This window comes from Microbacterium sp. CCNWLW41, assembly GCF_037083505.1.
Window position 1 is genome coordinate 1,622,363 of the sequence record NZ_JBAOJP010000001.1, and the last position, 22,176, is coordinate 1,644,538.

General features: G+C 74.1%; 23 protein-coding genes. 13 read left to right on the plus strand and 10 right to left on the minus strand.

The genetic code is table 11. The features are described from left to right. Positions 1 to 19 precede the first annotated feature (19 nt). From V6R91_RS07205 to V6R91_RS07235, 7 genes are all read left to right on the plus strand, one after another. Positions 20 to 862, plus strand: coding sequence for a hypothetical protein (locus V6R91_RS07205; protein WP_336394888.1), 843 nt, complete (start codon positions 20 to 22; stop codon positions 860 to 862). A gap of 17 nt (positions 863 to 879) precedes the next feature. After that, positions 880 to 2,823, plus strand: coding sequence for a copper amine oxidase (locus tag V6R91_RS07210; protein ID WP_336394889.1), 1,944 nt, complete (start codon positions 880 to 882; stop codon positions 2,821 to 2,823). A gap of 74 nt (positions 2,824 to 2,897) precedes the next feature. Next, positions 2,898 to 3,584 (plus strand): DUF305 domain-containing protein, encoded by a 687-nt coding sequence (locus V6R91_RS07215; protein ID WP_336394890.1) that lies wholly within the window; start codon positions 2,898 to 2,900, stop codon positions 3,582 to 3,584. Beyond that, complete coding sequence (gene lepB, locus V6R91_RS07220; RefSeq protein WP_336394891.1) at positions 3,581 to 4,150, plus strand: signal peptidase I; 570 nt, start codon at positions 3,581 to 3,583, stop codon at positions 4,148 to 4,150. The genes V6R91_RS07215 and lepB overlap by 4 nt, the downstream gene beginning before the upstream one ends. A gap of 133 nt (positions 4,151 to 4,283) precedes the next feature. Next, positions 4,284 to 6,740, plus strand: a complete 2,457-nt coding sequence (locus tag V6R91_RS07225) for an FdhF/YdeP family oxidoreductase (protein WP_336394892.1) — start codon at positions 4,284 to 4,286, stop codon at positions 6,738 to 6,740. Between the two features lie 29 nt (positions 6,741 to 6,769). Continuing rightward, a complete protein-coding gene (locus V6R91_RS07230; protein ID WP_336394893.1) occupies positions 6,770 to 7,249 on the plus strand; it encodes a MogA/MoaB family molybdenum cofactor biosynthesis protein in 480 nt (159 codons plus the stop codon). Continuing rightward, positions 7,249 to 7,689 carry a molybdenum cofactor biosynthesis protein MoaE gene (locus tag V6R91_RS07235; RefSeq protein WP_336394894.1) on the plus strand — a complete coding sequence of 147 codons (441 nt, stop codon included), beginning with the start codon at positions 7,249 to 7,251 and terminating at the stop codon, positions 7,687 to 7,689. The genes V6R91_RS07230 and V6R91_RS07235 overlap by 1 nt, the downstream gene beginning before the upstream one ends. Positions 7,690 to 7,709: 20 nt before the next feature. Here the strand turns inward: V6R91_RS07235 and V6R91_RS07240 are convergent, their stop codons facing one another. The 8 genes from V6R91_RS07240 to V6R91_RS07275 form a co-directional block, all read right to left on the minus strand. Next, positions 7,710 to 7,943 (minus strand): MoaD/ThiS family protein, encoded by a 234-nt coding sequence (locus V6R91_RS07240; protein WP_336394895.1) that lies wholly within the window; start codon positions 7,941 to 7,943, stop codon positions 7,710 to 7,712. After that, on the minus strand, positions 7,943 to 8,212 hold the full coding sequence (locus V6R91_RS07245) for a DUF6457 domain-containing protein (protein WP_336394896.1): 270 nt from the start codon (positions 8,210 to 8,212) through the stop codon (positions 7,943 to 7,945). The genes V6R91_RS07240 and V6R91_RS07245 overlap by 1 nt, the downstream gene beginning before the upstream one ends. Continuing rightward, a complete protein-coding gene (gene mobA, locus V6R91_RS07250; protein ID WP_336394897.1) occupies positions 8,209 to 8,856 on the minus strand; it encodes a molybdenum cofactor guanylyltransferase in 648 nt (215 codons plus the stop codon). The genes V6R91_RS07245 and mobA overlap by 4 nt, the downstream gene beginning before the upstream one ends. Continuing rightward, positions 8,856 to 9,350, minus strand: a complete 495-nt coding sequence (gene moaC, locus V6R91_RS07255; protein ID WP_336394898.1) for a cyclic pyranopterin monophosphate synthase MoaC — start codon at positions 9,348 to 9,350, stop codon at positions 8,856 to 8,858. The genes mobA and moaC overlap by 1 nt, the downstream gene beginning before the upstream one ends. Beyond that, complete coding sequence (locus tag V6R91_RS07260; RefSeq protein ID WP_336394899.1) at positions 9,347 to 10,591, minus strand: molybdopterin molybdotransferase MoeA; 1,245 nt, start codon at positions 10,589 to 10,591, stop codon at positions 9,347 to 9,349. The genes moaC and V6R91_RS07260 overlap by 4 nt, the downstream gene beginning before the upstream one ends. Further along, positions 10,588 to 11,766, minus strand: coding sequence for a ThiF family adenylyltransferase (locus tag V6R91_RS07265; protein WP_336394900.1), 1,179 nt, complete (start codon positions 11,764 to 11,766; stop codon positions 10,588 to 10,590). The genes V6R91_RS07260 and V6R91_RS07265 overlap by 4 nt, the downstream gene beginning before the upstream one ends. Before the next feature lie 80 nt (positions 11,767 to 11,846). Further along, a complete protein-coding gene (locus tag V6R91_RS07270; RefSeq protein WP_336394901.1) occupies positions 11,847 to 13,076 on the minus strand; it encodes an NAD(P)/FAD-dependent oxidoreductase in 1,230 nt (409 codons plus the stop codon). Then, a complete protein-coding gene (locus tag V6R91_RS07275; RefSeq protein ID WP_336394902.1) occupies positions 13,069 to 13,233 on the minus strand; it encodes a hypothetical protein in 165 nt (54 codons plus the stop codon). The genes V6R91_RS07270 and V6R91_RS07275 overlap by 8 nt, the downstream gene beginning before the upstream one ends. Before the next feature lie 176 nt (positions 13,234 to 13,409). Between V6R91_RS07275 and V6R91_RS07280 the strand changes: the two genes are divergently transcribed. The 6 genes from V6R91_RS07280 to V6R91_RS07305 all read left to right on the plus strand — a co-directional run bounded on the left by V6R91_RS07280 (position 13,410) and on the right by V6R91_RS07305 (position 18,768). Then, a complete protein-coding gene (locus V6R91_RS07280; protein ID WP_336394903.1) occupies positions 13,410 to 13,802 on the plus strand; it encodes a TOBE domain-containing protein in 393 nt (130 codons plus the stop codon). A gap of 1 nt (position 13,803) precedes the next feature. Beyond that, positions 13,804 to 14,604: a molybdate ABC transporter substrate-binding protein gene (gene modA, locus V6R91_RS07285; RefSeq protein WP_336394904.1), complete on the plus strand. Its 801-nt coding sequence runs from the start codon at positions 13,804 to 13,806 to the stop codon at positions 14,602 to 14,604. Positions 14,605 to 14,663: 59 nt separating this feature from the next. Next, a complete protein-coding gene (locus V6R91_RS07290; RefSeq protein ID WP_442928099.1) occupies positions 14,664 to 15,434 on the plus strand; it encodes an ABC transporter permease in 771 nt (256 codons plus the stop codon). Beyond that, positions 15,431 to 16,507 (plus strand): ABC transporter ATP-binding protein, encoded by a 1,077-nt coding sequence (locus V6R91_RS07295; protein WP_336394905.1) that lies wholly within the window; start codon positions 15,431 to 15,433, stop codon positions 16,505 to 16,507. Before V6R91_RS07290 ends, V6R91_RS07295 begins: the two co-directional genes overlap by 4 nt. A 9-nt stretch (positions 16,508 to 16,516) precedes the next feature. Then, complete coding sequence (locus V6R91_RS07300) at positions 16,517 to 17,128, plus strand: GNAT family N-acetyltransferase (RefSeq protein ID WP_336394906.1); 612 nt, start codon at positions 16,517 to 16,519, stop codon at positions 17,126 to 17,128. Positions 17,129 to 17,193: 65 nt separating this feature from the next. Continuing rightward, a complete protein-coding gene (locus V6R91_RS07305) occupies positions 17,194 to 18,768 on the plus strand; it encodes an SDR family oxidoreductase (protein WP_336394907.1) in 1,575 nt (524 codons plus the stop codon). Here the strand turns inward: V6R91_RS07305 and cydC are convergent. Next, positions 18,749 to 20,470: a thiol reductant ABC exporter subunit CydC gene (gene cydC, locus V6R91_RS07310; protein ID WP_336394908.1), complete on the minus strand. Its 1,722-nt coding sequence runs from the start codon at positions 20,468 to 20,470 to the stop codon at positions 18,749 to 18,751. The genes V6R91_RS07305 and cydC overlap by 20 nt on opposite strands. Beyond that, entirely contained in the window at positions 20,467 to 22,161 is a 1,695-nt protein-coding gene (gene cydD / locus V6R91_RS07315; RefSeq protein WP_336394909.1) for a thiol reductant ABC exporter subunit CydD, read from the minus strand. The genes cydC and cydD overlap by 4 nt, the downstream gene beginning before the upstream one ends. Between the last annotated feature and the right edge of the window lie 15 nt (positions 22,162 to 22,176).

The following is a 22,176-nucleotide window of genomic DNA, read 5'->3' on the forward strand; positions in this document are numbered from 1 at the left end:
CGCCATCGAAAGGACTCCTGTGACCGATACACAGCTCTCTCCTGACGGGGACTCGCCACCCCCGGAGCGGCAGCGCGCTCGCCGAGGCGGTGTGCTGACGCCGCGGGCGCTCGGCATCGGCTCCGCGGTCGCCGCTGCGGCAGCCGCCGTCGCCCTCGTCTTCGCCACGCAGACCGCCGTGCAGGCGACGTCGTCTCCCGAGACCCCGCCGGCCACCCCCATCGCCGCCGACAGCACCGACGAGGACGCGCCCGAGAAGGCGGCGGAGGTGCCCAAGCCCCCGGCGATCGCCGCCGCCTACGACGCTCTCACGGGAGCCGAGGTGGAGTACGTCCGCTTCCTCGGCGCCCAGGACGCGGCGTTCGCCGCCGGCGAGGACGTCTTCGGCGACGCCGGACTGCAGTTCCTGTCCACCGACGTCGCCGACCCGCAGGCGTACGCCGACGGGCAGCGGCGTCTGCTCTCGCTCTACTACGACTACGGCACGAACGAGACGGTGAGCATGATCGTCAACGCGACCACCGGTGCCGTCGAGTCGGTCGATCGCGCGTCGGGCACCCAGCCGGCGCCGACCGACGCCGAGACGGCGCTCGCGTGGGAGCTGCTGCTCGACTCGGAGGCGGCTCAGCCCGTCGTCGACGAGTTCGCGGCGCTCACAGGCGGCTCCGCGCTCACCCCGGCATCCGCCGAGGTCCTCCTCACCGCCCACTCCTTCGTGACGGATGCCGGATCCTTCGGCGCCGAATCGTGCGGCGTCGACCGGTGCGTGCAGGTGCTCGCCCAGGTCGACGGCGGGGCATTCCTCACCACCAGCACGTTCGTCGTCAACCTCTCGACGCGTGCCGTCCTGTCCATCTCATGACCATGGAGACACTCCCGATGAAACGACCCTCCCTTCGCCGGCTGCTCGGCGCGGGCACCGCGATGGCCCTGCTCGCGGGCGGACTGGTGCTGTCGGCGCCCGCGGCCGCCTCGGCGCAGACCGTCACCGAGGCATCCTGCTCCGGCGACTCCCTCGTCTCGGAGACGCTCGAGGCCGGATCGAGCTGGCAGATGTGCTGGCGCCTGGACACCTACCGGGGCCTCGTGCTCGACAAGGTGGCCTACCAGCCGCGAGACGATGCGGCGCCGATCCTCGTGCTCGACTCGATCGCGCTCGCACAGCTGAACGTGCCCTATGACACCGGCGCGACCGAGTACAACGACGTCACCACCTATCAGGTCGGCGGCCGTCGCCTGCAGGCCATCGAAGCCGTCGACTGCCCGGTCGGCGAGGTGCGCACCTCGTGGGTCGACGCCACCCGCGGCGAGATCCCCGCGATCTGCATCGGCGAGGAGGACTCCGGCCTCGCGTACCGCTCGAACATCGCGCGGGATGCGCTGTACGCCGCGCAGGGCACCGACCTCGTGCTGCACACGGTGTCGCGCATCGGGTGGTACGAGTACCAGACCGAGTACCGCTTCCACGACGACGGCGAGATCTCGGTGCGCCTCGGCGCGACCGGCGACCTGTCGCCGAACGACTACGTCGACGTCGTCAACCAGGGCTGGCCGATCGCGCCGGGCCAGGAGGACTTCGCGGTCAACCACTACCACTCGGCGTTCTGGCGCGTGGACTTCGGCATCGACTCCGGCGCCGGCCAGGTGGTCGAGAAGTTCGCGACGACGCCGACCGGCGAGCACGGCACGACCGGCGACACCGGCCACACCGCGATCCTCGAGACGCAGGTCACGCAGGTCACGAACGAGACCAAGACGATGGGGGCCAACCGCGAGGCGTACCGGGTCGTGAACCCCGAGAGCCTCAACGCCGACGGACACGCCCGCTCGTACGAGATCATCGTGCCGCGCGACCAGGCATACAACCTGAACCCCGAGACGGACTTCGACATCGCCTTCACGGCCGCCAAGTCCGACGAGATCCACGCCAGCTACAACCTGATCCCGTCGAAGGCGGGGCAGATGGTCACCGACTACATCGCCGACGGCGAGACGCTCGAGGACCCGGTGGCGTGGGTGAACGTGGGCTTCCACCACATCAACCGCGACGAGGACCAGAGCCCGATGCCGATCCACTGGCAGGGCTTCACCCTCTACCCGCGGGACTTCGCCGCACAGAACCCCAACATCCCCGAGGGCCGCAAGTGGGTCAACGGCGACATGCGGGGCGTCCCGAACCCGAACATCACTCCGACCCCGACGGCGTCGCCGACGCCGGCCCCCACGACGGAGCCCACCCCGACCCCGACGCCGACTCCGACCGACGCCGGCAACGGCAACGGCAACGGCAACGGCAACGGCGGGAACGGCAACGGCGGGAACGGCAACGGGAACGGCAACGGCAACGGGAACGGCGGCGGCAACGGCAGCGGCAGCGGCGGCGGTGATGCGGCGGCCCCGACGGCGGCACCCGTCACCTTCGGCCAGCCCGAGGTCGCCCCGGGCGCGGCGCAGACCGCGTCGGCCGGCGGGTTCACCCCCGGCGAGACCGTCAGCGCCGTGATGCACTCCGACCCGGTCGACGTCGGCACGTTCGTCGCCGACAGCGAGGGAGAGGTGACCGTGCAGTTCGTCGTCCCGTCCGACACCCCGGCCGGCGAGCACACGCTCGTGCTGACGGGTCAGACGTCGTCGGCGGTGGCGCAGGGCACCTTCACAGTGGCATCCGCCTCGCCCTCGGCGGTCTTCGGAGCGCTCGCGACGACCGGCACCGACGCGAACCGCTGGGCCATGTCGGGCCTGGTGCTCCTGGTCGCCGGTGCGGGCCTCGCGGGCACCGCGTGGCACATGCGTCGCCAGCAGGGACTGAGGGCGCAGGCCTGAACCCCGCCGCGGGGCGGTGCGCGCAGCGCGCCGCCCCGCTCGGCGCACCCGCCGTCCGACCCGAAAGGAATCCGATGCCCCATCGCATCGCGGCCACCGGGGTGGTTCTCGCCGTCTCCACCGCGCTCGTCGGCGGCGCCGCCGTCGCTCTCGGCATGACGGTTCCCGCGACGTCCGCGCCCCAGGCCGTCGCCTCCTCGGGGATGACGGATGCCGCGACCGCCGCCTACCCGACGGTGGTGGACCACTGCTACATCGAGGGCATGATCCCGCATCACGAGCAGGCGCTCGAGCTGAGCCGGCTCGTGCTCGACGCCGACGGCGTGAGGGATCGCACCCGGGCGCTCGCCGAATTCATCGTCGCCGATCAGAGCGGCGAGATCCAGACGATGCGGGCATGGCAGGATGCCTGGCGACAGGCCCTCCCGACGGATTCGGAGCACACGGGCCACGGGGCGCACGCGGCGGCCGTCGCGCCGGGGGGAGGCATCCCGTCCGGCTGCGACGATCACGGTCACACGGAGATGAAGGGCATGGCCACCGTCGAGCAGCTCGCCGCCCTCGACGCCGCCGAGGGCGCCGCGGCCGACCGGATGTTCCTCGAGCTCATGATCGTCCATCACGAGGGCGCCCTCGTGATGGCGGAGCGTGTCGTGCGCGACGGCACGAATGCGTTCGCGCGCACCTCGGGCAAGCACGTGCTCATCGAGCAGGAACGCGAGGTCGCCGCCATGACGTCGCTGCTCGAAGGCCCGCCATGACCCTGACCGGCGCGCGCGCAGCGACCGTCCCCTCGGCGGAGTCGCCCGCCGCCCGGCGGGGCCGGCGCCCGCTGGCGTGGGCGTTCGCCGCCGCCGGGCCTGTCGCGGTCGCCGCCGTCCTGGCCGCGGGGCTCGGGGTCGCGACCGTGCAGAACGACTCCATGAGCCCGGCGCTGCGCGGCGGCGACACCGTGGTGTTCGACCGCTGGAGCGCACCCGCGCGCGGCGACGTCGTGCTGCTCGTCGATCGCGAAGGCTGGTCGGGTACGCCGGATGCGCTCCTGGTGAAGCGGGTCGTCGGTGTCGAGGGCGACGTGGTCGTCTGCTGCGAGGCCGGCACCGGGAGGCTCGTCGTCAACGGGAAGCCGGTCGACGAGCCTCACGCCCCGGCATCCCGCCCCGGCGGCGACATCCCCTTCCGTGTCGCCGTGCCGGAGGACGCCGTGTGGGTCATGGGCGACAACCGCGCCGCCTCCGCCGATTCGCGCCTGTCGGTGTCGGAGCCGGGGCACGGCGGCGTACCGCTCGCGGACCTTCGCGGCGTCGCGCGCCTCTGGTGGAGCTGAGCCCCGCGCCGCAGCGTGCCCGGGGCGCCGCGGCCGGCCGCGCGCCGCCGCGGCTTGGCCCGGCATCCGCTCTCCTTCCCGTTCAGCGGAGGAGGACGCGCCGGGGCGGCCCGGCGAGGCATAGCCTGGAGACATGGCGACGAAGCCCCCGAGAGCGGATATCGACGAGTCCCGCGTGCACGTCACACGACCGAAGAAGGTCGCCGTGGGCGTGCCGGCGGTGCTGCACGCCCTCGAGATGGCGACCGAGCAGATGGGCGTGACCCGCTCGGTCCAGACGCTGCTGCGCGTCAACCAGAAGGACGGCTTCGACTGCCCCGGGTGCGCCTGGCCGGAGGAGGACAGACGCCATGTCGCGGAGTTCTGCGAGAACGGCGCGAAGGCGGTCGCCGAGGAGGCGACGCTGCGGCGGGTCGGGCCGGAGTTCTTCGCGGAGCACTCCCTCGACGAGCTGCGCGCGCACGACGACTGGTGGCTCGGTCAGCAGGGGCGGCTGACGCACCCGATGGTGCGGGAGGAGGGCGCGACCCACTACCGCCCGATCTCGTGGGACGACGCGCTGCGGCTGATCGCCGACGAGCTGCGATCGCTCGAGGACCCCGACGAGGCGGTGTTCTACACCTCGGGCCGCACGTCGAACGAGGCCGCGTTCCTCTACCAGCTGCTGGTGCGCGGCATCGGGACCAACAACCTGCCGGACTGCTCGAACATGTGCCACGAGTCCAGCGGCTCGGCGCTCACCGAGACCATCGGGATCGGCAAGGGCACGGTGTCGATCGACGACATCCACGACGCCGACCTGCTCATCGTCGCGGGGCAGAACCCCGGCACAAACCATCCGCGCATGCTGTCGGCGCTCGAGAAGGCCAAGCAGCGCGGGGCGACGATCATCGCGGTGAACCCGCTCCCCGAGGCGGGCCTGATGCGCTTCGAGAATCCGCAGACGGTGCGCGGCGTCGCCTTCGGCGGCACGAAGCTCGCCGACGAGTTCGTGCAGATCCGGCTCGGCGGCGACCAGGCGCTGTTCCAGGCGATCGGCAAGCACCTGCTCGAGGCGGAGGCGGCCGACGGCGGTGTGCTCGACCACGAGTTCATCGCGGCGCACACGAGCGGTTTCGACGCGTACAGGCAGGCGATGGCGGATGCCCCGTGGCGAGAGCTCGTCGCCGCCACCGGGCTGCCCGAGAAGGCGCTGCGCCGCGTGGGCGAGGCGGTGCGCGCCTCCAAGGCCACCATCGTCTGCTGGGCGATGGGACTCACCCAGCACAAGCACTCCGTGCCGATGCTCCGCGACGTGGTGAACATGCTGCTGCTGCAGGGCAACATCGGACGCACCGGCGCCGGCGTGTGCCCGGTGCGGGGGCACTCCAACGTGCAGGGCGACCGCACGGTCGGCATCTACGAGAAGCCGTCCGCCGCCTTCCTCGACGCGCTCGACCAGGAGTTCGGCTTCGCCGCTCCGCGTGAGCATGGGTTCGACACGGTGGAGGCGATCCGGGCGATGCGCGACGGACGCGTCCGCTTCTTCATGGGCATGGGCGGCAACTTCGTGTCGGCCACGCCCGACACCGCCGTCGTCGAGGCGGGGATGGCGCGGGTGGGGCTCACCGTGCAGGTGTCGACCAAGCTCAACCGCTCCCACGTCGTGACGGGGCGGCGGGCGCTCATCCTCCCCACCCTCGGGCGCACCGACCGGGACCGCCGCGGCGGTCGCGAGCAGCGTGTCACGGTGGAGGATTCCATGGGCGCCGTGCACGCCTCGCGCGGCCGGCTGGCGCCCCCCGCCGAGGACCTGCTCAGCGAGGTGGCGATCGTCTCGCGCCTGAGCGCGCTGGTGTTCGGTCCTGAGCCCGGCGCGACCGAGGAGGCGCCGGCCACTCTCGCGCCCGCGTCCGCGCACACGGGCGCCACCCGCCACGAGCGCGGCTATCCCGAGCGCACCCCGGCGGAGGAGAGCGACGGCACCGTCCCGGCAGCCGGGACCAGCGGCGGGCCGCACAACGTCCCGCAGGCGGACTGGGCCGCGCTCGAGGCCGACTACGCGTTGATCCGGGCCCACATCGAACGCGTCATCCCGGGGTTCGAGGACTACGAGGAGCGCATCGACAAGGGGCGCACGCTTCACCTTCCCAACGGCCCGCGCGACGCGCGCCGGTTCGCCACCGTCGACGGCAGGGCCCGGTTCACGGTCAACCCCCTCGTGTACCCGGTGATCCCGCGCGGACGCCTGCTGCTGCAGACGCTGCGCTCCCACGATCAGTACAACACGACGATCTACGGCAAGGACGACCGGTACCGCGGCATCCACGGCGGCCGCCGCGTCGTGCTGGTGAACGAGAAGGACATCGTGTCGCTCGGGTTCGCCGAGGACGACGTCGTCGACCTCGTCTCGGAGTGGACGCGGCCCGACGGAAGCATCGAGGAGCGTCGCGCCGAGGAGTTCCGCATCGTCGCGTACCGCACGCCCCGGGGGAACGCGGCCGCCTACTACCCCGAGACCAACGTCCTGGTGCCGCTCGACTCGGTCGCCGACGTCTCCGGCACCCCGACGTCGAAGTCCGTGGTCGTGCGCCTCGAGTCCCGCGCGTGAGGGGCGCGGCGCATGCCTAGGCTGGGGGCATGACCCGAGCCGCCGTCATCTGCTTCTCCGACCGCTCGGCCGCAGGCACCCGACCCGACGAGAGCGGCCCGATCGCGGTCGCGGCGCTGCGGGAGGCCGGCTTCGACTGCGATGACGCGGTGATCGTGCCCGACGGCGCCGACAACGTCGAGCGGGCCCTGACCGCCGAGATCATGGCCGGCGTGAAGCTCGTCATCACGACGGGCGGCACCGGGGTGTCGCCGCGCGACCAGACGCCCGAGGGCACGGCGCGCGTGGTGACGCGCGAGCTCCCCGGCATCGCCGAGGAGCTGCGACGGCGCGGCGCGGCCGAGAAGCCGGCCGCCATCCTGACACGCGGCATCGCCGGTGCGGTCGACCCGCACGGCGCGCTCGTGGTGAACCTTCCGGGGTCGCCGGCGGCCGTGGCATCCGGCATGCCCGTCGTCGTGTCGGTGGCCCGTCACGTGCTGGACCAGCTCACCGGCGGAGATCACTGATGGCCGTCTCGACCGATGCGGTGCGGATCGCGGCGATCAGCGCTGAGCCGCTCGACGTCGACGCCCACCTGCGTGCGATCGACGACCCGCGGATGGGGGCGGTCACGACGTTCGTCGGTCGCGTCCGCGATCACGATCCGGATGCCGCGACCACGGTCGTCGCACTCGAGTACTCGGCGCACCCCGATGCCGAGGCCGGGCTCAGGCGCCTGGCGACGGCCGCCGTCGGGTCGGACGAGGCGCTGGTGGCGGTGTCCCACCGCGTGGGGACGCTCCAGGTCGGCGACGCCGCCGTGGTGATCGCGGTCGCCTCCGCCCACCGGGCCACGGCGTTCGAGGTGTGCCGCACGCTGATCGAGACGATCAAGACCGACCTCCCCGTCTGGAAGAAGCAGGTCGAATCGGACGGCACCGCCACCTGGCTCGGCCTGGGCGGCTGATCCCGCCGCGGCGCGACGGCTCAGCCGCCGGCGAAGGGCGGGAGCACGTCGACGAGGTCGTCGGCGCCGAGGGGCGTGTCGTCGCCCACGCGGGAGCCGCCCACCAGCACGGCGCAGCGGGGGAGGATGCCGCCGAGGCCCTGGTGCTCCTTGGCCACCGCGCGCCGCAGATCGCCGAGCGTCGTCTCGGTGCGGCGCTCGCTGTCCAGGCCCGTGGCCTCCTGTGCGGCGGCGAAATAGCGGACGACGGCCACTACTGCTCCCAGCTGTTCGCCATCGCGGTGACCGCGGCCAGCGCCGCGCGCACCTCCTCCGGGTCGGTCCCCGCGCGTCCGGCGACGAGGCCCGCGACGAAGGCGCCGAGGGGAGCGGCCGGCCGGGCGACGCCGTTGGCCACATCGCGCGCGAGGTCGAGCACCGCGGCGACCGGCACGTCGGCCTCGCCGAGGCCGAAGCGGTCGCGCAGCGCCGCTGCCCAGTCGTCGAGGGCTTCGGGCGGAAGGGTGCGGGACTGCTCGCTCATGACGGCTCCTCCGAGATCCGGTCGTGCGCCGCGCGATCGGCTCGCGCGCGTGCCTCCTCCAGATCCTGCCACGTGTCGACGTCGCGGGTCAGGTCGTCCGGCGCCGCCACGACGGCTATCGCGAGTTCGGCGACGAGCGCGCGCACCGGCTGGTCGCGTCCGGCGTCCGGGAGAGCGGATGCCGCGGCCCGCAGCGCCCTCGTGCGGTAGGCGCCGGTGAGCCACTGGGGCCGGCTCGACCCGTCGCCGAGGCAGAGGCCGTCGGTGTCGGGCGGCAGGAGCGGCAGGTCGTCCACGAGGCGGCGCACCGCCTGCTCTGCCCAGGGGAGGTCGCACGCGAGGAGGAGCGTCCACTCCGGGTCCGTCGCGGCGGGCCACGTCCCGAGCGCGGTGACGACCGCCGCGGCGGGGCCGCCGAACGGCGGGTCCTCGCGCACCCAGGTCACCGGCAGCGTCTCGTCGAGGACCGGTGCCACGACGGCGATCGGCCGGGCCCCGGCATCCGTCGCCGCCGACACGGCTGTCGACAGCAGCGTGCGGCCGCCGACCTCGAACAGCGGCTTCGTCGCGCCGCCGACGCGCGTGGACCGGCCGCCGGCCAGGAGGATCGCGCCGAGTCGGCGAGGATCGGTCGGCGCGGCCATCATTCCCCGGCCGGGCGGCGCCAGTCGCCGCTCTTGCCCCCGGTCTTGGCGATGATCCGCACGTTCTCGATCGACGTGCCCTTGTCGATGCCCTTCACCATGTCGACCACCGCGAGGGCGGCCACCGAGACGGCGGTGAGGGCCTCCATCTCGACCCCGGTGCGGTCGGCGGTGCGGACCGTCGCCTCGATGGCGACGCCGTCGTCCTCGATCGCGAGGTCGACCGCTGCGCCGTGCACGCCGATGACATGGGCGAGTGGCAGCAGCTCGGGGGTGCGCTTGGCGGCCTGGATGCCGGAGATGCGGGCGACGGCGAGCACGTCGCCCTTCGGCACCGACCCGTCCCGCAGCGCCGCGACGACCTCGGGCGCACAGCGCACGAACCCGCGGGCGGTCGCCGAACGCACCGTCGGCTGCTTGAGGGTCACGTCGACCATGCGGGCGTTCCCGGCGTCGTCGAGGTGCGTGAACGTCGGCTGCTCGTGCGTGCTCATGAGATCAGCATGACATCGACGGGATCGCCCGCCGCGACGGCATCCGTCTCCGCCGGCACCACGGCGTAGGCCTCGGCGCGGCCGAGTCCGCCGGCGAGGTGCGACCCGCCGCTCGTGGCGGGCACGGCGAGCCATCCGCCAGGGACCGACCGGTCGATCGTCACCGGCAGGTACTGCCGCCGCGCGGGCGGGGTGCGCCAGCCGGCCGCGGCGCGGAGCGTGATCACGGGCCGATCGAGCAGGTCCCTGCCCTGCAGGCGCAGCAGCGCCGGCCGGACGAACACCTCGAACGACACCGCGGCACTGACCGGGTTGCCCGGAAGCCCGAACAGCAGCGTTCCCGACTCCAGGCGGCCGAATCCCTGCGGCTTGCCGGGCTGCATCGCCACCCTCGAGAAGCTCATGCGGCCGCTGAGCGTGGTCTTGACGACCTCGTACGCTCCGGCGCTCACGCCGCCCGAGAAGATCACCACGTCGGCGCGGTCGGACGATCGCGCGTCGGTCACCTCCGCGAGCAGCGTCTCGAGTCCGCCGCCCTCGTCGGAGACGCTCGCGCGGCGCACCACGTCCGCTCCTGCCTCCGCGGCGAGGGCGGCGAGCAGGAAGCTGTTGGACTCCGGGATCTGGCCGCGGCGCAGCGGCGAGCCCGGTTCCACGAGCTCGCTGCCCGTGGAGATGACGGCGACACGCGGGCGCCGCGCGACCACCACGTCGGCGACACCGGCCGCCGCGGCGGCCGCGAGCTGCAGGGGGCCCAGGAGCGCGCCGCCGGGGAGCACCTCGTCGCCGGCGCGCGCGTCCTCGCCGGCGCGGCGGATGTGGGCCCCCACCGCACGGGGGGCGGCGAGGACCGAGATCGGCCCGAGGGAATCGGCGAGGCCGCCCGCGGTGTCCTCGAACGGGACGATGGCGTCGGCGTCGGTCGGCACGGCCGATCCCGTCATGATGCGGGCCGCCTCGCCCGCAGCCACGCGCGGGTCGGCGTCGGAGCCGGCGGGCAGGTCCGCGACGACCCGGAGGGCGGCGGGTGCGGCGGGCGCGGCATCCGCGACGTCCGCGAAGCGTACAGCGAAGCCGTCCATGGCGGAGTTGTCGAACACGGGGATGTCGACCGCGGCGTGCACCGGCGCGCTCAGCGTGCGGCCGTGCGCCGCGGCGAGCGGCAGCCGCTCGGGCTCGAGCGGCTCGGAGGCCGCCAGCACGTCGGCGAGGTGCTCCTCGACGCTGCGCAGCCCGCTCACGCGTCCACCGCCGCGTCGGCGGTCTCGCGCGTCCACGCCTCGATGCCGCCGGCGAGCACGGATGCCTCGATCCCCGCGCCGCGGAGGGCCGCCGCCGCGCGCTGCGCGCGCATGCCCACCTGGCACACCACGACCACGGGCGCGGCGCCCATCCTGCCGGGGTCGGCGAGTACCTCGGCGAGCGGGCGGAGCATCGATCCCGGGATGACGCCGCGCTCGGTCTCGAAGGGCTCCCGCACGTCGAGCAGCACCGCGCCCGCCTGCTGCGCGGCGAGCGCCTCGGTGGGCGTCAGCTGCGGGATCGGCGTGCGGGGGGTCGGCTCCGCACCCGGTCGTGCGGCGGGCGCCCCGCGTTCGGCGGCCGCACCGCGCTCGGCGGGCGTCGCGCGCCCTCCGCCGGCGGTCGTGGCGGCGGGGCGCAGCGGGACCTCGGAGGTGCGGCCGCGGAGGGCGTCGATGACGAGCACGCGCCCGAGGAGGGGCTCGCCGACGCCGGTGATGAGCTTGATCGCCTCGATGGACAGGAGCGAGCCGACCTGCAGGCACAGCGCACCGAGCACGCCGACCTGCGCACAGGTGGGGGCGTCGCGCGCGGGATCCGGCGGGTACAGGTCCGCGAGGCGCACGGGGGCCGCTCCGGCCGGCGGCGACGACCAGAACACCGTCGCCTGGGCGTGGAACTCCTGCACGACGCCCCACACGAGCGGCACGCCGAGCTGCTCGCAGGCGGCCGCGACGGCCTCGCGCGTCTCGAAGGTGTCGGTGCCGTCCACGACGACGTGCGCGCCGGCCAGGAGTTCGACGGCGTTCGCGGGGGTGAGCACGGCTCGCACCGCGCGCACGACGGTGGTCGGCGACAAGTCGGCGGCGATGCGCACGGCCGAGTCGACCTTCGGCGCCCCGACGTCGCGCGTGCGGTGCATGACCTGGCGCTGCAGATTGGATGCCTCGACGAGGTCGTCGTCGATGATGGTGAGGGTGCCGACGCCGGCGGCCGCGAGGGCCAGCACGGCGGGGGAGCCGAGACCTCCCGCACCGACCACCGCGACGTGGGCGGCGGCGAGGCGGCGCTGTGCGACATCGCCGAATCCGGCCAGGACGCGGTGGCGCGCGGTGCGCGTGCGCTCCGCGGCGGTGAGCTCGGCGACCGGCTCGACGAGTGGGGGAAAGGCCATGCCGACAGGCTACGCCGCGCCCGCGGCGGCGGCGCTGCGATGCCCGGACAGGCGTGGGCCCGACGGCCGGTCCTGCCCTCTCACACGCGGCCGGTGAGGATGAGGTTCCAGTAGACCCAGGGCAGCACGTGCCGGTCGAAGATCCACGACAGCCGGCTCTCGCGATACATGCGCTTGTAGAGGGGGATCGTCGGCTTCTGCCTGCCCTTGTCGTCGAACTCGGCCCACACGACGGTCGACCGCGAGACGGTGAACGGGCACACCGCGTAGCCGTCGTAGCGAGCGGTGGGCTCCTTGCCCCGCAGCGCCTTCGACAGGTTCTTCGCCAGCACCCACGTCTGCTTGCGCAGCGCCCCGCCGCACTTCGAGTTCGTCGTGGCGGCGGCGTCCCCCAGCGACCAGACGTTCGGGAACCGGGGATGCCGGAGCGTCTGCGGGTCGACCTCGACGAACCCGCCGGACGAGCGGGGCGCGGCGAGCTCCGACGCCTTCAGCCAGTCGGGGGCGGACTGCGGCGGCTCGACGTTCAGCACGTCGTAGTGCAGGTGCTCCGGGCCGTCCGGGCCGCCGAGCACCACCTCATGCGCATCCGGGTCCACCCGCAGCAGGACGCTGCGCGTGCGCAGCTCGATGCCGTACTCGTCGATCTTGCGCTGGAGCTCCTCGTCGAACGGCGCGAGGTATGCCGTCTCGGTCGGCACGACCATGACCACTCGGATCGCGTCGAGCACCCCTTTCGCCCGCCAGTAGTCGCAGGCCTGGTACATCGGCTTCTGCGCCGCCCCCGCGCACGATGCGGGTCCGTCGGGCTGCGTGAAGACGACGGTCCCCTCCGTGAGGTCTCGCAGGAGCCGGGACGCGTTCTTCGCGAGCTCGAGTTCGTAGTGGGATGCCGCGGCCGGCGTCTGCATCGCCTCGGCGAGCCCGGGGATCCGGTTCCAGTCCAGCTGGATGCCGGGACAGACGATGAGGTGGTCGTAGCTGATCCGCCCGCCGCCGGCCAGCACGACGGCGTTCGCCTCCGGCTGCACGGCGGTCACGGCATCCTGGATCCACTCCACGCCCTTCGGGATCACCTCCCGTTGCGGGCGCACGGTGATGCTCGCGGGAGCCGTGCCGCCTGCGACATGCGAGAACAGCGGCTTGTAGTGATGCTCGTCGCGCGGCTCGATGACGGCGACGTCCTTGATGCCGCGCCTGCGCAGGCGCGCCGCGACGGAGATCCCGCCGTTGCCGCCGCCGATGACCACGACGCGGTGGTGGGTCTCGTTGCGTGCCCTGGAGCTGTCTGCCGCGTCGGGGCTAGGCACCGCTCTCGTCCTCCTCGGGCTCGAACGTCGACGGCTCGCCCGTGTGACCGGCGGCGACACCGTCCGGGTCGTCGGGGATCGTGCCGTCCGGTCCGAGGCCTCCCGGCTTCGGCGTGCCCTCGTCCTCCGGCTTCGATGCGCTGGTGTCCCGGTCCATCGCTGACTCCTTCCGTCGTGCCAGCAACCTACGTCTGGCCGCGGGCTCGCGGACCCCGGTTGACAAACAGTGACCGCCACGTCGCGCCCTCCGCCAGCCCTGGCGCGCCAGGAGAATCGTCCGCGCATGCGGAGAAAGCACGAACATCTATCCGCAGATGCGGGTAAGGTGGCAGCGTGGCCACATACAAGATCGCCGAAGCCGCCCGCCTGCTCGGGGTGAGCGACGACACCGTCCGGCGGTGGGTGGACGCGGGCACGCTGCCGACGACCGGCGCATCGCCCACAGCCATCCCGGGCGACGCGCTCGCGGCGCACGCCGTCGAGCTCGCGGCGTCGCCGCGCGACCCGGCCGACGTGCTCACCAGCGCCCGCAACCGCTTCGTCGGCCTCGTCACCCGCGTGCAGATCGACGGGGTGATGGCGCAGGTCGACATCCAGTCCGGCCCGCACCGGGTCGTGTCGCTCATGTCGTCCGAGGCCGTCCGCGAGCTCGCCCTCGAGCCCGGCTCGCTCGCTGTCGCGGTGGTGAAGGCCACCACGGTGATCGTCGAGACGCCCAGGGCCTGACGTGCACCGCCCGATCGTCCTCGGCGCCTCCGTCGTCACCGCCCTCGCGCTCGGCCTCACCGGCTGCGCGCCCGCCGAGGACGGCACAGGAGCGGCGAGCCCGTCCGCGGCCGGCTCGGGATCCGGGCTCTCGGGCGCGCTGACCGTGTACGCGGCCGCGTCGCTCGCGGCGGCGTTCGACGAGCTGTCGGCCATGTTCGAGGAGCGGCATCCGTCCGTCGACGTCCGGCCGATAGCGTACGAGGGCTCTTCGACGCTGGCGACGCAGCTCGTCGAGGGGGCGCCGGCGGACGTGTTCGCAGCCGCGGACGAGCGCAGCATGACGCGGGTCGTCGACGAGGGTCTCGCTGATGACCCGCGCGTGTTCGCGACGAACACACTCGTGCTCGTCGTCCCCGCCGGCAATCCCGCGGGCATCCGCGGTCTCGACGATCTCGCCGACCCGGCCGCGACCATCGTGCTGTGCGCCGCCGAAGTGCCGTGCGGCGCGGCTTCGGCCACCCTGCTGTCGAGCGCGGGTGTCGAGGCCAGCGCCGACAGCTACGAGCAGAACGTCACCGCGGTGCTCACGAAGGTGGTCGCCGGCGAGGCGGACGCCGGGCTGGTCTACGCGACGGATGCCTCCACCACGGCGGCCGTCGATGCGATCGAGCCCGAGGGCGCCGACGGCGTCGTCAACCGCTACCCGGTCGCGGCGCTGGCCGGTGCGGCGAATGCGGCGGCGGCAGACGCCTTCGTCGCGTTCGTGCTCGGCGACGATGCACAGGCGGTGCTCGCCGACCACGGCTTCGGGGCGCCGTGACCGGGGAGCGGGCGATCGGCGAACGCGATCGCAGCCGACGTTCCGGCTTCGTCCCACGCGTGCTCGTCATTCCGGCCGCCGTGGGACTCGCGCTACTGGTCCTCCCGCTCGGCGCGCTCGTGCTCCGCGTCGAATGGTCGACGCTGTGGAGTGACGTCACCTCGCCGGAGGCGCTCTCGGCCCTCGGACTGTCGCTGGCGACGGGAGCGGTCGCGACGGCGGTGTGCGTCGTGCTCGGCGTGCCCCTCGCGCTGCTCATCGCGCGCAGCACGGTGCGCACGGCGGCGGTGCTGCGCGCGATCGTCACCGTGCCTCTCGTGCTGCCGCCGATGGTGGGCGGTGTGGCGATGCTGTTCCTCTTCGGCCGGACGAGCTGGCTCGGCGCGCTGCTGGCGGAGTGGGGCATCCGCATCCCGTTCACCACCACCGCGGTCGTGCTCGCGCAGACGTTCGTCGCCCTGCCGTTCCTCGTGCTCGCGCTGGAGGGCTCGCTGCGTGCCACCGGCACCGGGTTCGAAGAGGCCGCGGCCGGCCTCGGCGCCGGGCGCTGGACGATCCTCGCCCGGGTGACGCTGCCGCTGGCCGCGCCGGGCCTCGTGGCCGGCATCGTGCTGTGCTTCGCGCGCGCGATCGGCGAGTTCGGGGCGACGGCGCTGTTCGCGGGCAACGCGCCGGGGGTCACGCAGACCATGCCGCTGGCGATCTACACGGCGTTCAACGGCGCCGGCGTCTCGCAGGGCACCGCGGTCGCGCTGTCGCTGCTGCTGCTGGTCACGGCCGTCGGCGTGCTGCTGCTCGTGCGCGCGTGGCGCGCGGAGGCACCGCGATGACCGCGGCCCGGGCGACGGCCGCGGGGCTCGAGGCGCGAGTCGTGGTGCGGCGCGGTGGGTTCACGCTCGACGCCGCCCTGGAGGTGCCCGCGGGCGGCGTCGTCGCGCTCATGGGTCCCAGCGGTGCCGGAAAGTCCACCCTCCTCGGGGTGCTCGCGGGACTCGCCCCGCTCGACGAAGGGCACGTGGCCCTGGGGGAACGCACGCTCGACGTCGCGCCGGGTCGCCGCACGCCGCCCGCCGCCCGCGGCGTGGTGCTGCTCGGCCAGGACCCGCGACTCTTCCCGCACCTGAGCGCCGGCGAGAACATCGCGTTCGGTCTGCGCGTGCACGGGGTGAGCAGGGATGCCGCCTCCCGCGGCGCCGCGGATTGGCTCCGGCGCGTCGGACTGGAGGGGCTCGGCGACCGCCGTCCCTCGCGGCTGTCGGGCGGACAGCAGCAGCGCGTCGCGCTGGCGCGGGCGCTCGCCACCGCGCCCGAGGCGCTCCTCCTCGACGAGCCCCTCACGTCGCTCGACACCGAGACGGCCGGCGACGTGCGGGCTCTCCTGCACCAGCAGCTGGCGGCGACCGGCACGACCGCCGTCGTCGCCACGCACGATGCGGTGGACGCCGTGGCGCTGGCCGGCGGACTGGTCGTGCTCGAGGACGGGCGGGTGACGCAGTCCGGCCCCGTGCGGGACGTGCTGGCGAATCCGGCGACCCGGTTCGCGGCGGCCGTCGGGGGGCTGAACCGTGTGACGGGGACGACGGATGCCGCCACCTGGCGCGCCGGCGGCCTCGTGCTGCCGCGCCCCGCCGTCCCGGTCGGCGCGGCGCGGGCCGCGGTCTTCCGGCCGGGTGACGTGCGCATCGTCGACGCGCCTCCCGCGGGTCCCGGGGAATGGACGGCGCGCGTCGTGCGCCTCGAGCAGACGCCCGCGGGCGTCCGGCTGCGCACGGCCGATCCCGATGTGGCGGTGGACGTCGTCGCCGAGCGCGCGACGGGCCTCGGCGTCGGGGACGCCGTGACACTGCGCCTGGACCCGGCCGACGTGCGGTTCGTCTCAGCCGGCGACGGCGGCGTCTTCTAGACTCGGCCGGTGAGCAGCATCCGCCCCTTCCGCGCCGGTGACGAGCCGGCGCTCGCCGAAATCTGTCTGAGGACGGCGGATGCCGGCGCCGACGCGACCGGGCTGCTCGACGACGACGATCTCTGGGCCGAGATCTTCGTCCTGCCGTACGTCGCGCGCCACCCCGAGTTCGCCTTCGTCGTCGAGGCCGACGACGGCCGGGTCGTCGGGTACATCGTGGGGGCGCCCGACTCCGCGGCGTTCGAGGACTGGTTCGCCACCGAGTGGTGGCCGCGGCACGCGATGCGGTGGCCCCGGCCCGAGGGCGATCCGAAGCCGGTGAGCATCTCGCGACAGGATGGCATCGTCCGGTACGCGCACGCGCGCCGCGGCGGCTCTCAGCCGTTCGGCGACGAGTACCCGGCCCATCTCCACATCGATCTGCTCCCCGAGACCCAGGGGCAGGGACTCGGCCGTCGGCTCATCGAGACCCTCGAGGACGCCCTGCGCGCCGCCGGTGTCGGCGGCCTGCACCTCGTCGCCTCGGCCGAGAACGCCGGAGCCGTGGCGTTCTACCCGCGCGTCGGCTTCGAGCCCCTCGCGTCGCCCGAGGGCACGCAGGTCTTCGCCAAGCGCCTCTGACTACGCCCTCGGGGCCGGGTCGTCAAGCCTGCCGGGTCGCGCGGGGGCGCGCGTAGTCTGCCCCTGTGGAAGACGTCTCCTCGCCGACCGGCCGTGAGCCGGTGCTGTCGGCCCTGCCGCGCCCCGACGGCAGCGCACCGCGTGCCCTCGTGCTCGGTGCGACCGGGTACATCGGCGGGCGCCTCGTGCCGCGCCTGCTCGCCGCCGGGTACGAGGTGCGCGTGCTCGTCCGCGACCCGGCGCGGGCGTCGGCCTTCCCGTGGGGCGATCGGGTCGAGGTGGTCGACGGCGACGCCACCGACGCGGCATCCGTCGCCGACGCCGTTCGCGACGTCGACGTGCTCTACTACCTCGTCCACTCGATGTCGGGCGGCAAGGACTTCCGCGACGCGGACCGGCGCGCCGCCGAGACCGTCGCGAAGGCTTCCGCGGCGGCATCCGTGGGCCGCATCGTCTACCTGGGCGGCCTGCATCCCGAAGGCGTTCCGCTCTCACCCCACCTGCGCTCGCGCGTCGAGGTCGGCCGCATGTTCCTCGACAGCGGCGTGCCGACCCTCGTGCTGCAGGCCGGCGTCGTGATCGGATCCGGCTCGGCGTCGTTCGAGATGGTCCGCCACCTCACCGAGGTGCTGCCCTACATGCCCGCACCGAAGTGGGTGCGCAACCGCATCCAGCCGATCGCCGTCCGCGATGTGCTGCACTATCTGCTCGGCGCGGCGCGGGTGCCCGCCGAGGTGAACCGCGCCGTCGACATCGGAGGACCCGACGTGCTGCGCTACGGCCAGATGATGAACGGCTACGCCGTCGAGGCCGGCCTTCCGCAGCGGCCGATCGCGGCGCTGCCCGTGCTCACGCCGCGCCTCGCCTCGCACTGGGTGAACCTCGTCACGCCGATCCCGCGGTCGATCGCGCGGCCCCTCGTGGAGTCCCTGCAGAACGAGTGCATCATGAAGGACCACGACGTCGACGCCCTCATCCCGCCGCCCGAGGACGGCCTCATGCCGTACCGCACCGCCGTGCGCCGGGCGCTGCGCCGGGTCGAGGCGGACGCCATCGAGACGAGCTGGCAGGACTCCGAGGTGATGGGCGCGCCGAGCGACCCGCTGCCGAACGACCCCGACTGGGCGGGCCGCGTGGTCTTCACCGACGTCCGCTCCGCGCACACCTCCGCCTCTCCCGAGGCGCTGTGGCGCGTGATCATCGGCATCGGGGGCGAGAACGGGTGGTACTCCTCACCGGTGCTGTGGGCCATCCGCGGCTGGATGGACCGGCTCGTCGGGGGCATCGGACTCGCACGCGGCCGCCGCAGCCGCGACCGCCTCGCCGTGGGCGACGCACTGGACTTCTGGCGGGTCGAGGCCCTCGAGCCGGGGCGCATGCTGCGCCTGCGCGCCGAGATGAAGGTTCCCGGTCTGGCCTGGCTCGAGCTGCGCTCCTCCGCCGATGACGAGCGCGGCGGGTCACGGTACGACCAGCGGGCGGTGTTCTTCCCGCGCGGGCTGGCCGGCCGTCTCTACTGGCTGGCGGTGCTGCCCTTCCACGGCTTCGTCTTCGCCGGCATGGCGCGGCGCATCACGGCGACCGCGGAGGCCCAGTCGGGCACGGGGGACGAGGCGGAGGTCACGGCCGCATCGGACTGACCGCGGGCCGCGCGTCAGGCGTGCGCCCCGGTGTCGACCCGTCGTGCAGGCGGCCGTCGTCGATGCGCACGACGCGGTCGACGAGCGCCTCGGGCACGGCGACATGCGAGATGAGCACGACGGCCTGGTCGTCGCGCACCGCGCCCAGCAGGTCGACGAGCAGCGCGGCGGATGCCTCGGGGTCGACGCCCGCGGTCGGCTCGTCGAGCACCAGCACCGGGAAGCCGCGCAGCAGCGCACGGGCCAGGGCGATGCGCTGCGCCTGCCCGCCCGAGACGAGCGCCCCGCGCTCGCCGACCCGGGCGTCGAGCCCGCCCCGTTCGCGCAGCCACGCGCCCAGCCCCACGCGGTCCAGGACCGCCTCGAGGTCGGCGTCGGTGGCGGTGTCGCGCGCGAAGAGCAGGTTCTGCCGGATGTCCTCGTCGAAGAGCATCGGATGCTGCTCGCAGAGGCCGACCGACCGCCGCACGTCGTCGGGGGAGAGGTCGTGCACCGAGCGCCCGCCGATCTCGTAGGAGCCCTCGGTCTCGAGGAAGCGCACCAGCGCGTGCGCCAGGGTGCTCTTGCCGGCGCCGCTGGAGCCCAGGACGAGGATCCGTTCGCCCGGCCGGATGTCGAGATCCACGTCGTGCAGCGACGCCTGCGCCGCACCCGGCCAGCGCACACTCGCGCCCCGCAGGCGAACGCCCTCTCCCAGCTCCGGCGCCTCGCCGGTGGGGGACGCCGTCTCGGGTGCGAGCTCGCGCGGCGGGGCGGCGGGCAGCGCGTCCGCGATCCGGCCGGCGGCGGAACGGACCTTGCGCCAGGCCGCCGACGCAAGCGCGACGGCGCCGAACACCTCGAAGACCGCCATGGGCACGAGGACGGCCACGGCGAGCGCCGGGCCGTCGAGGGTCGCGGATGCCACGCCCGGCGCCGTCACGAGCACCGCGGCGATCGAGGCGGCGCCGGCCAGCAATGAGACGAGGGCGGCGGTGCCCGCCTGGGCGCCGGCCCGCCGGACGACCGCGCGGCGGAGCGCCGCGTCGGCCCGCTCGATCCGGTCCCGGCTGCCTTCCTCGGCGCCGTACGCGGCGAGCACGTCGAGGTTCGAGACGTGGTCCAGGACCGCGTCGGTCAGATCGGCCCGCAGCGGAGCGATCGTGCCCTCGGCCCGGGCGCCGGCGGCCCAGCCCCACAGTGTCGCGACCGCACCCGCCACCACGAGGCACGCGAGCAGGGTGAGCGCAGCCGGCCACCAGACGAACGCGACGAGCACGACGGCGCCGAGGGACACGAGCGCCGACGACGCCAGCGGCTGCACGACCCGCAGCGGCAGGTCCTGCAGCTCGTCGACGTCGTCGACCAGCGCGCCGAGGACCGAGCCGCGACGGGTGCGGCCCAGCCCGTCGGGGGCGAGCGGGACCAGGCGCCGCACGAGGTCGGCGCGCGTGGACGAGAGCTGCCGCAGTGCGGCGTCGTGGCCGGTGAGGCGCTCCAGATAGCGGAACACGGCGCGTGAGATGGCGAAGAAGCGCACACCGACGACGGCGAACGACAGGTAGAGCACCGGCGGCTGCTCGCTCGCCCGCACGATGAGCCACGCGCTCACGGCGAGCAGCGCCACGGCCGACGCCTCGGAGGCGAAACCCGCCGCGATCGTCCACCAGAACCGTCGGGCCGGAGGCATCGCTCCGCGCAGCACCGCGGCGGCGGCGGTCATGCCGGCACCTCGCTCGGCTCGAGCCGCACCACGTCGTCCGCGATCGCGCGGGCGGACGTCCGATGCGACACCAGCAGCACCGTCGCCCCGTCGTCGGCGAGCAGGCGGATGCCGCGCCACAGCCGGTGCTCCGTCTCGGGGTCCAGCGCCGAGCTCGGCTCGTCGAGCGCGATCACCGGTGCGGCGCCGCGCAGATGGCGGTAGAAGGCGCGTGCGACGGCCACCCGCTGGGCCTGGCCGCCCGAGAGTCCCGAACCCTGCACCCCCAGACCGTGTGCCGGATCGAGCCCGCCGGCGCAGGCCAGGTCGAGCGCGCGGCGCACGACGGCGGCGTCGGGGACGAGGTCGCCGAGGGCGACGTTGTCGCCGATCGTCCCCGTCATCAGGCCGGGTCGCTGCCCGGCCCATGCCAGCCAGTCCGACGACGCGAGCGCCCGCACGTCGACGCCGTCCCAGGACGCGTCGCCGTCGAACGCCGCGACGCCGCGAAGGGCTGCGAAGAGGCTCGACTTGCCGGCGCCGCTCGGGCCCTCGATCAGGGTGACGGACCCCGGCGCGGCGGTCAGGCCGACGGGCGGCAACTGCCGCTCGCCGCGCCGCACGCGCACGGCGTCCAGGCGCAGGACGGGCGCCGTGCCGTCCGCGCGGGAGGCAGGGGAAGGTGCGGAGGCGCCCGACACCGGCCGAGGTCCCCTCGCGCGGGCCGCGTCGAGCACGTCGAACACGTCATCGGTCGCGGCGATGCCCTCGGCGGCCGCGTGGAACTGCACGCCCACCTGCCGCAGCGGCAGGTACGCCTCGGGCGCGAGCAGCAGCACGAAGAGGCTGACGCCGAGGGCGAGTGCGCCGTCGATGAGTCGGAAGCCGATCGACACCGCGACGATCGCGACCGAGATCGACGCGAGGAACTCCAGCGCGAACCCCGACAGGAACGACACGCGCAGCACGCGCATGGTCTCGCGGCGGTAGTCGTCGGTGACACGCTCGATGGAGGCCGCGGCGCGATGCTGCCGCCCGAACACCTTGAGCGTCGACAGCCCCTGCACGGTGTCGGCGAAGCGGGCCGCCAGGCGCTGCAGCGTCCGCCACTGCCGCTGCTGGACAGCGCGCGTGGCCAGACCGATGAGCACCATGAAGATCGGGATCAGGGGGAGCGTGAGCAGGACCGTGAGCCCCGAGATCCAGTCCGCCCACCACATCACGGCGAGGATGAGCGGCGTCGCGACGACGGTCTGGACGAGCTGCGGCAGGTAGCGACCGAAATAGGCCTCGAGGGCGTCGAGCCCGCGCCCGGCGATCACCGCGAGCGAAGCCGAGTTGCGCCCCGCGAGCCACTCCGGCCCGAGCGTCCCAATGGCGTCGACGAGCGCCGCCCGCAGCTGCGACTGCACGCGTGCCGCTGCGCGCGCCGCGACGGCCTCCCGCGCCCACAGCAGAAGGGCCCGCGCGGCGACGACGAGCGCGAGCGCGCCGAGCGTCGGCGTCAGAGCAGCAAGCGGCATCCCGTCGATCGCGTCCGTGACCGCGCGCGTGAGCAGCCAGGCGAACGCGACGATCACGGCGGTCTGCGCGAGGGCGATCGCGGCGACGGCGGCGAAGAACCACCGCGATGCGCGCGCGTACCTCAGCAGCCGGGGGTCGACGGGCTTGCCTGAGCTCGGGGGCGGTCCGTCGTCCTGCGTGTCGTCCATTGCTCCTTCGACCCT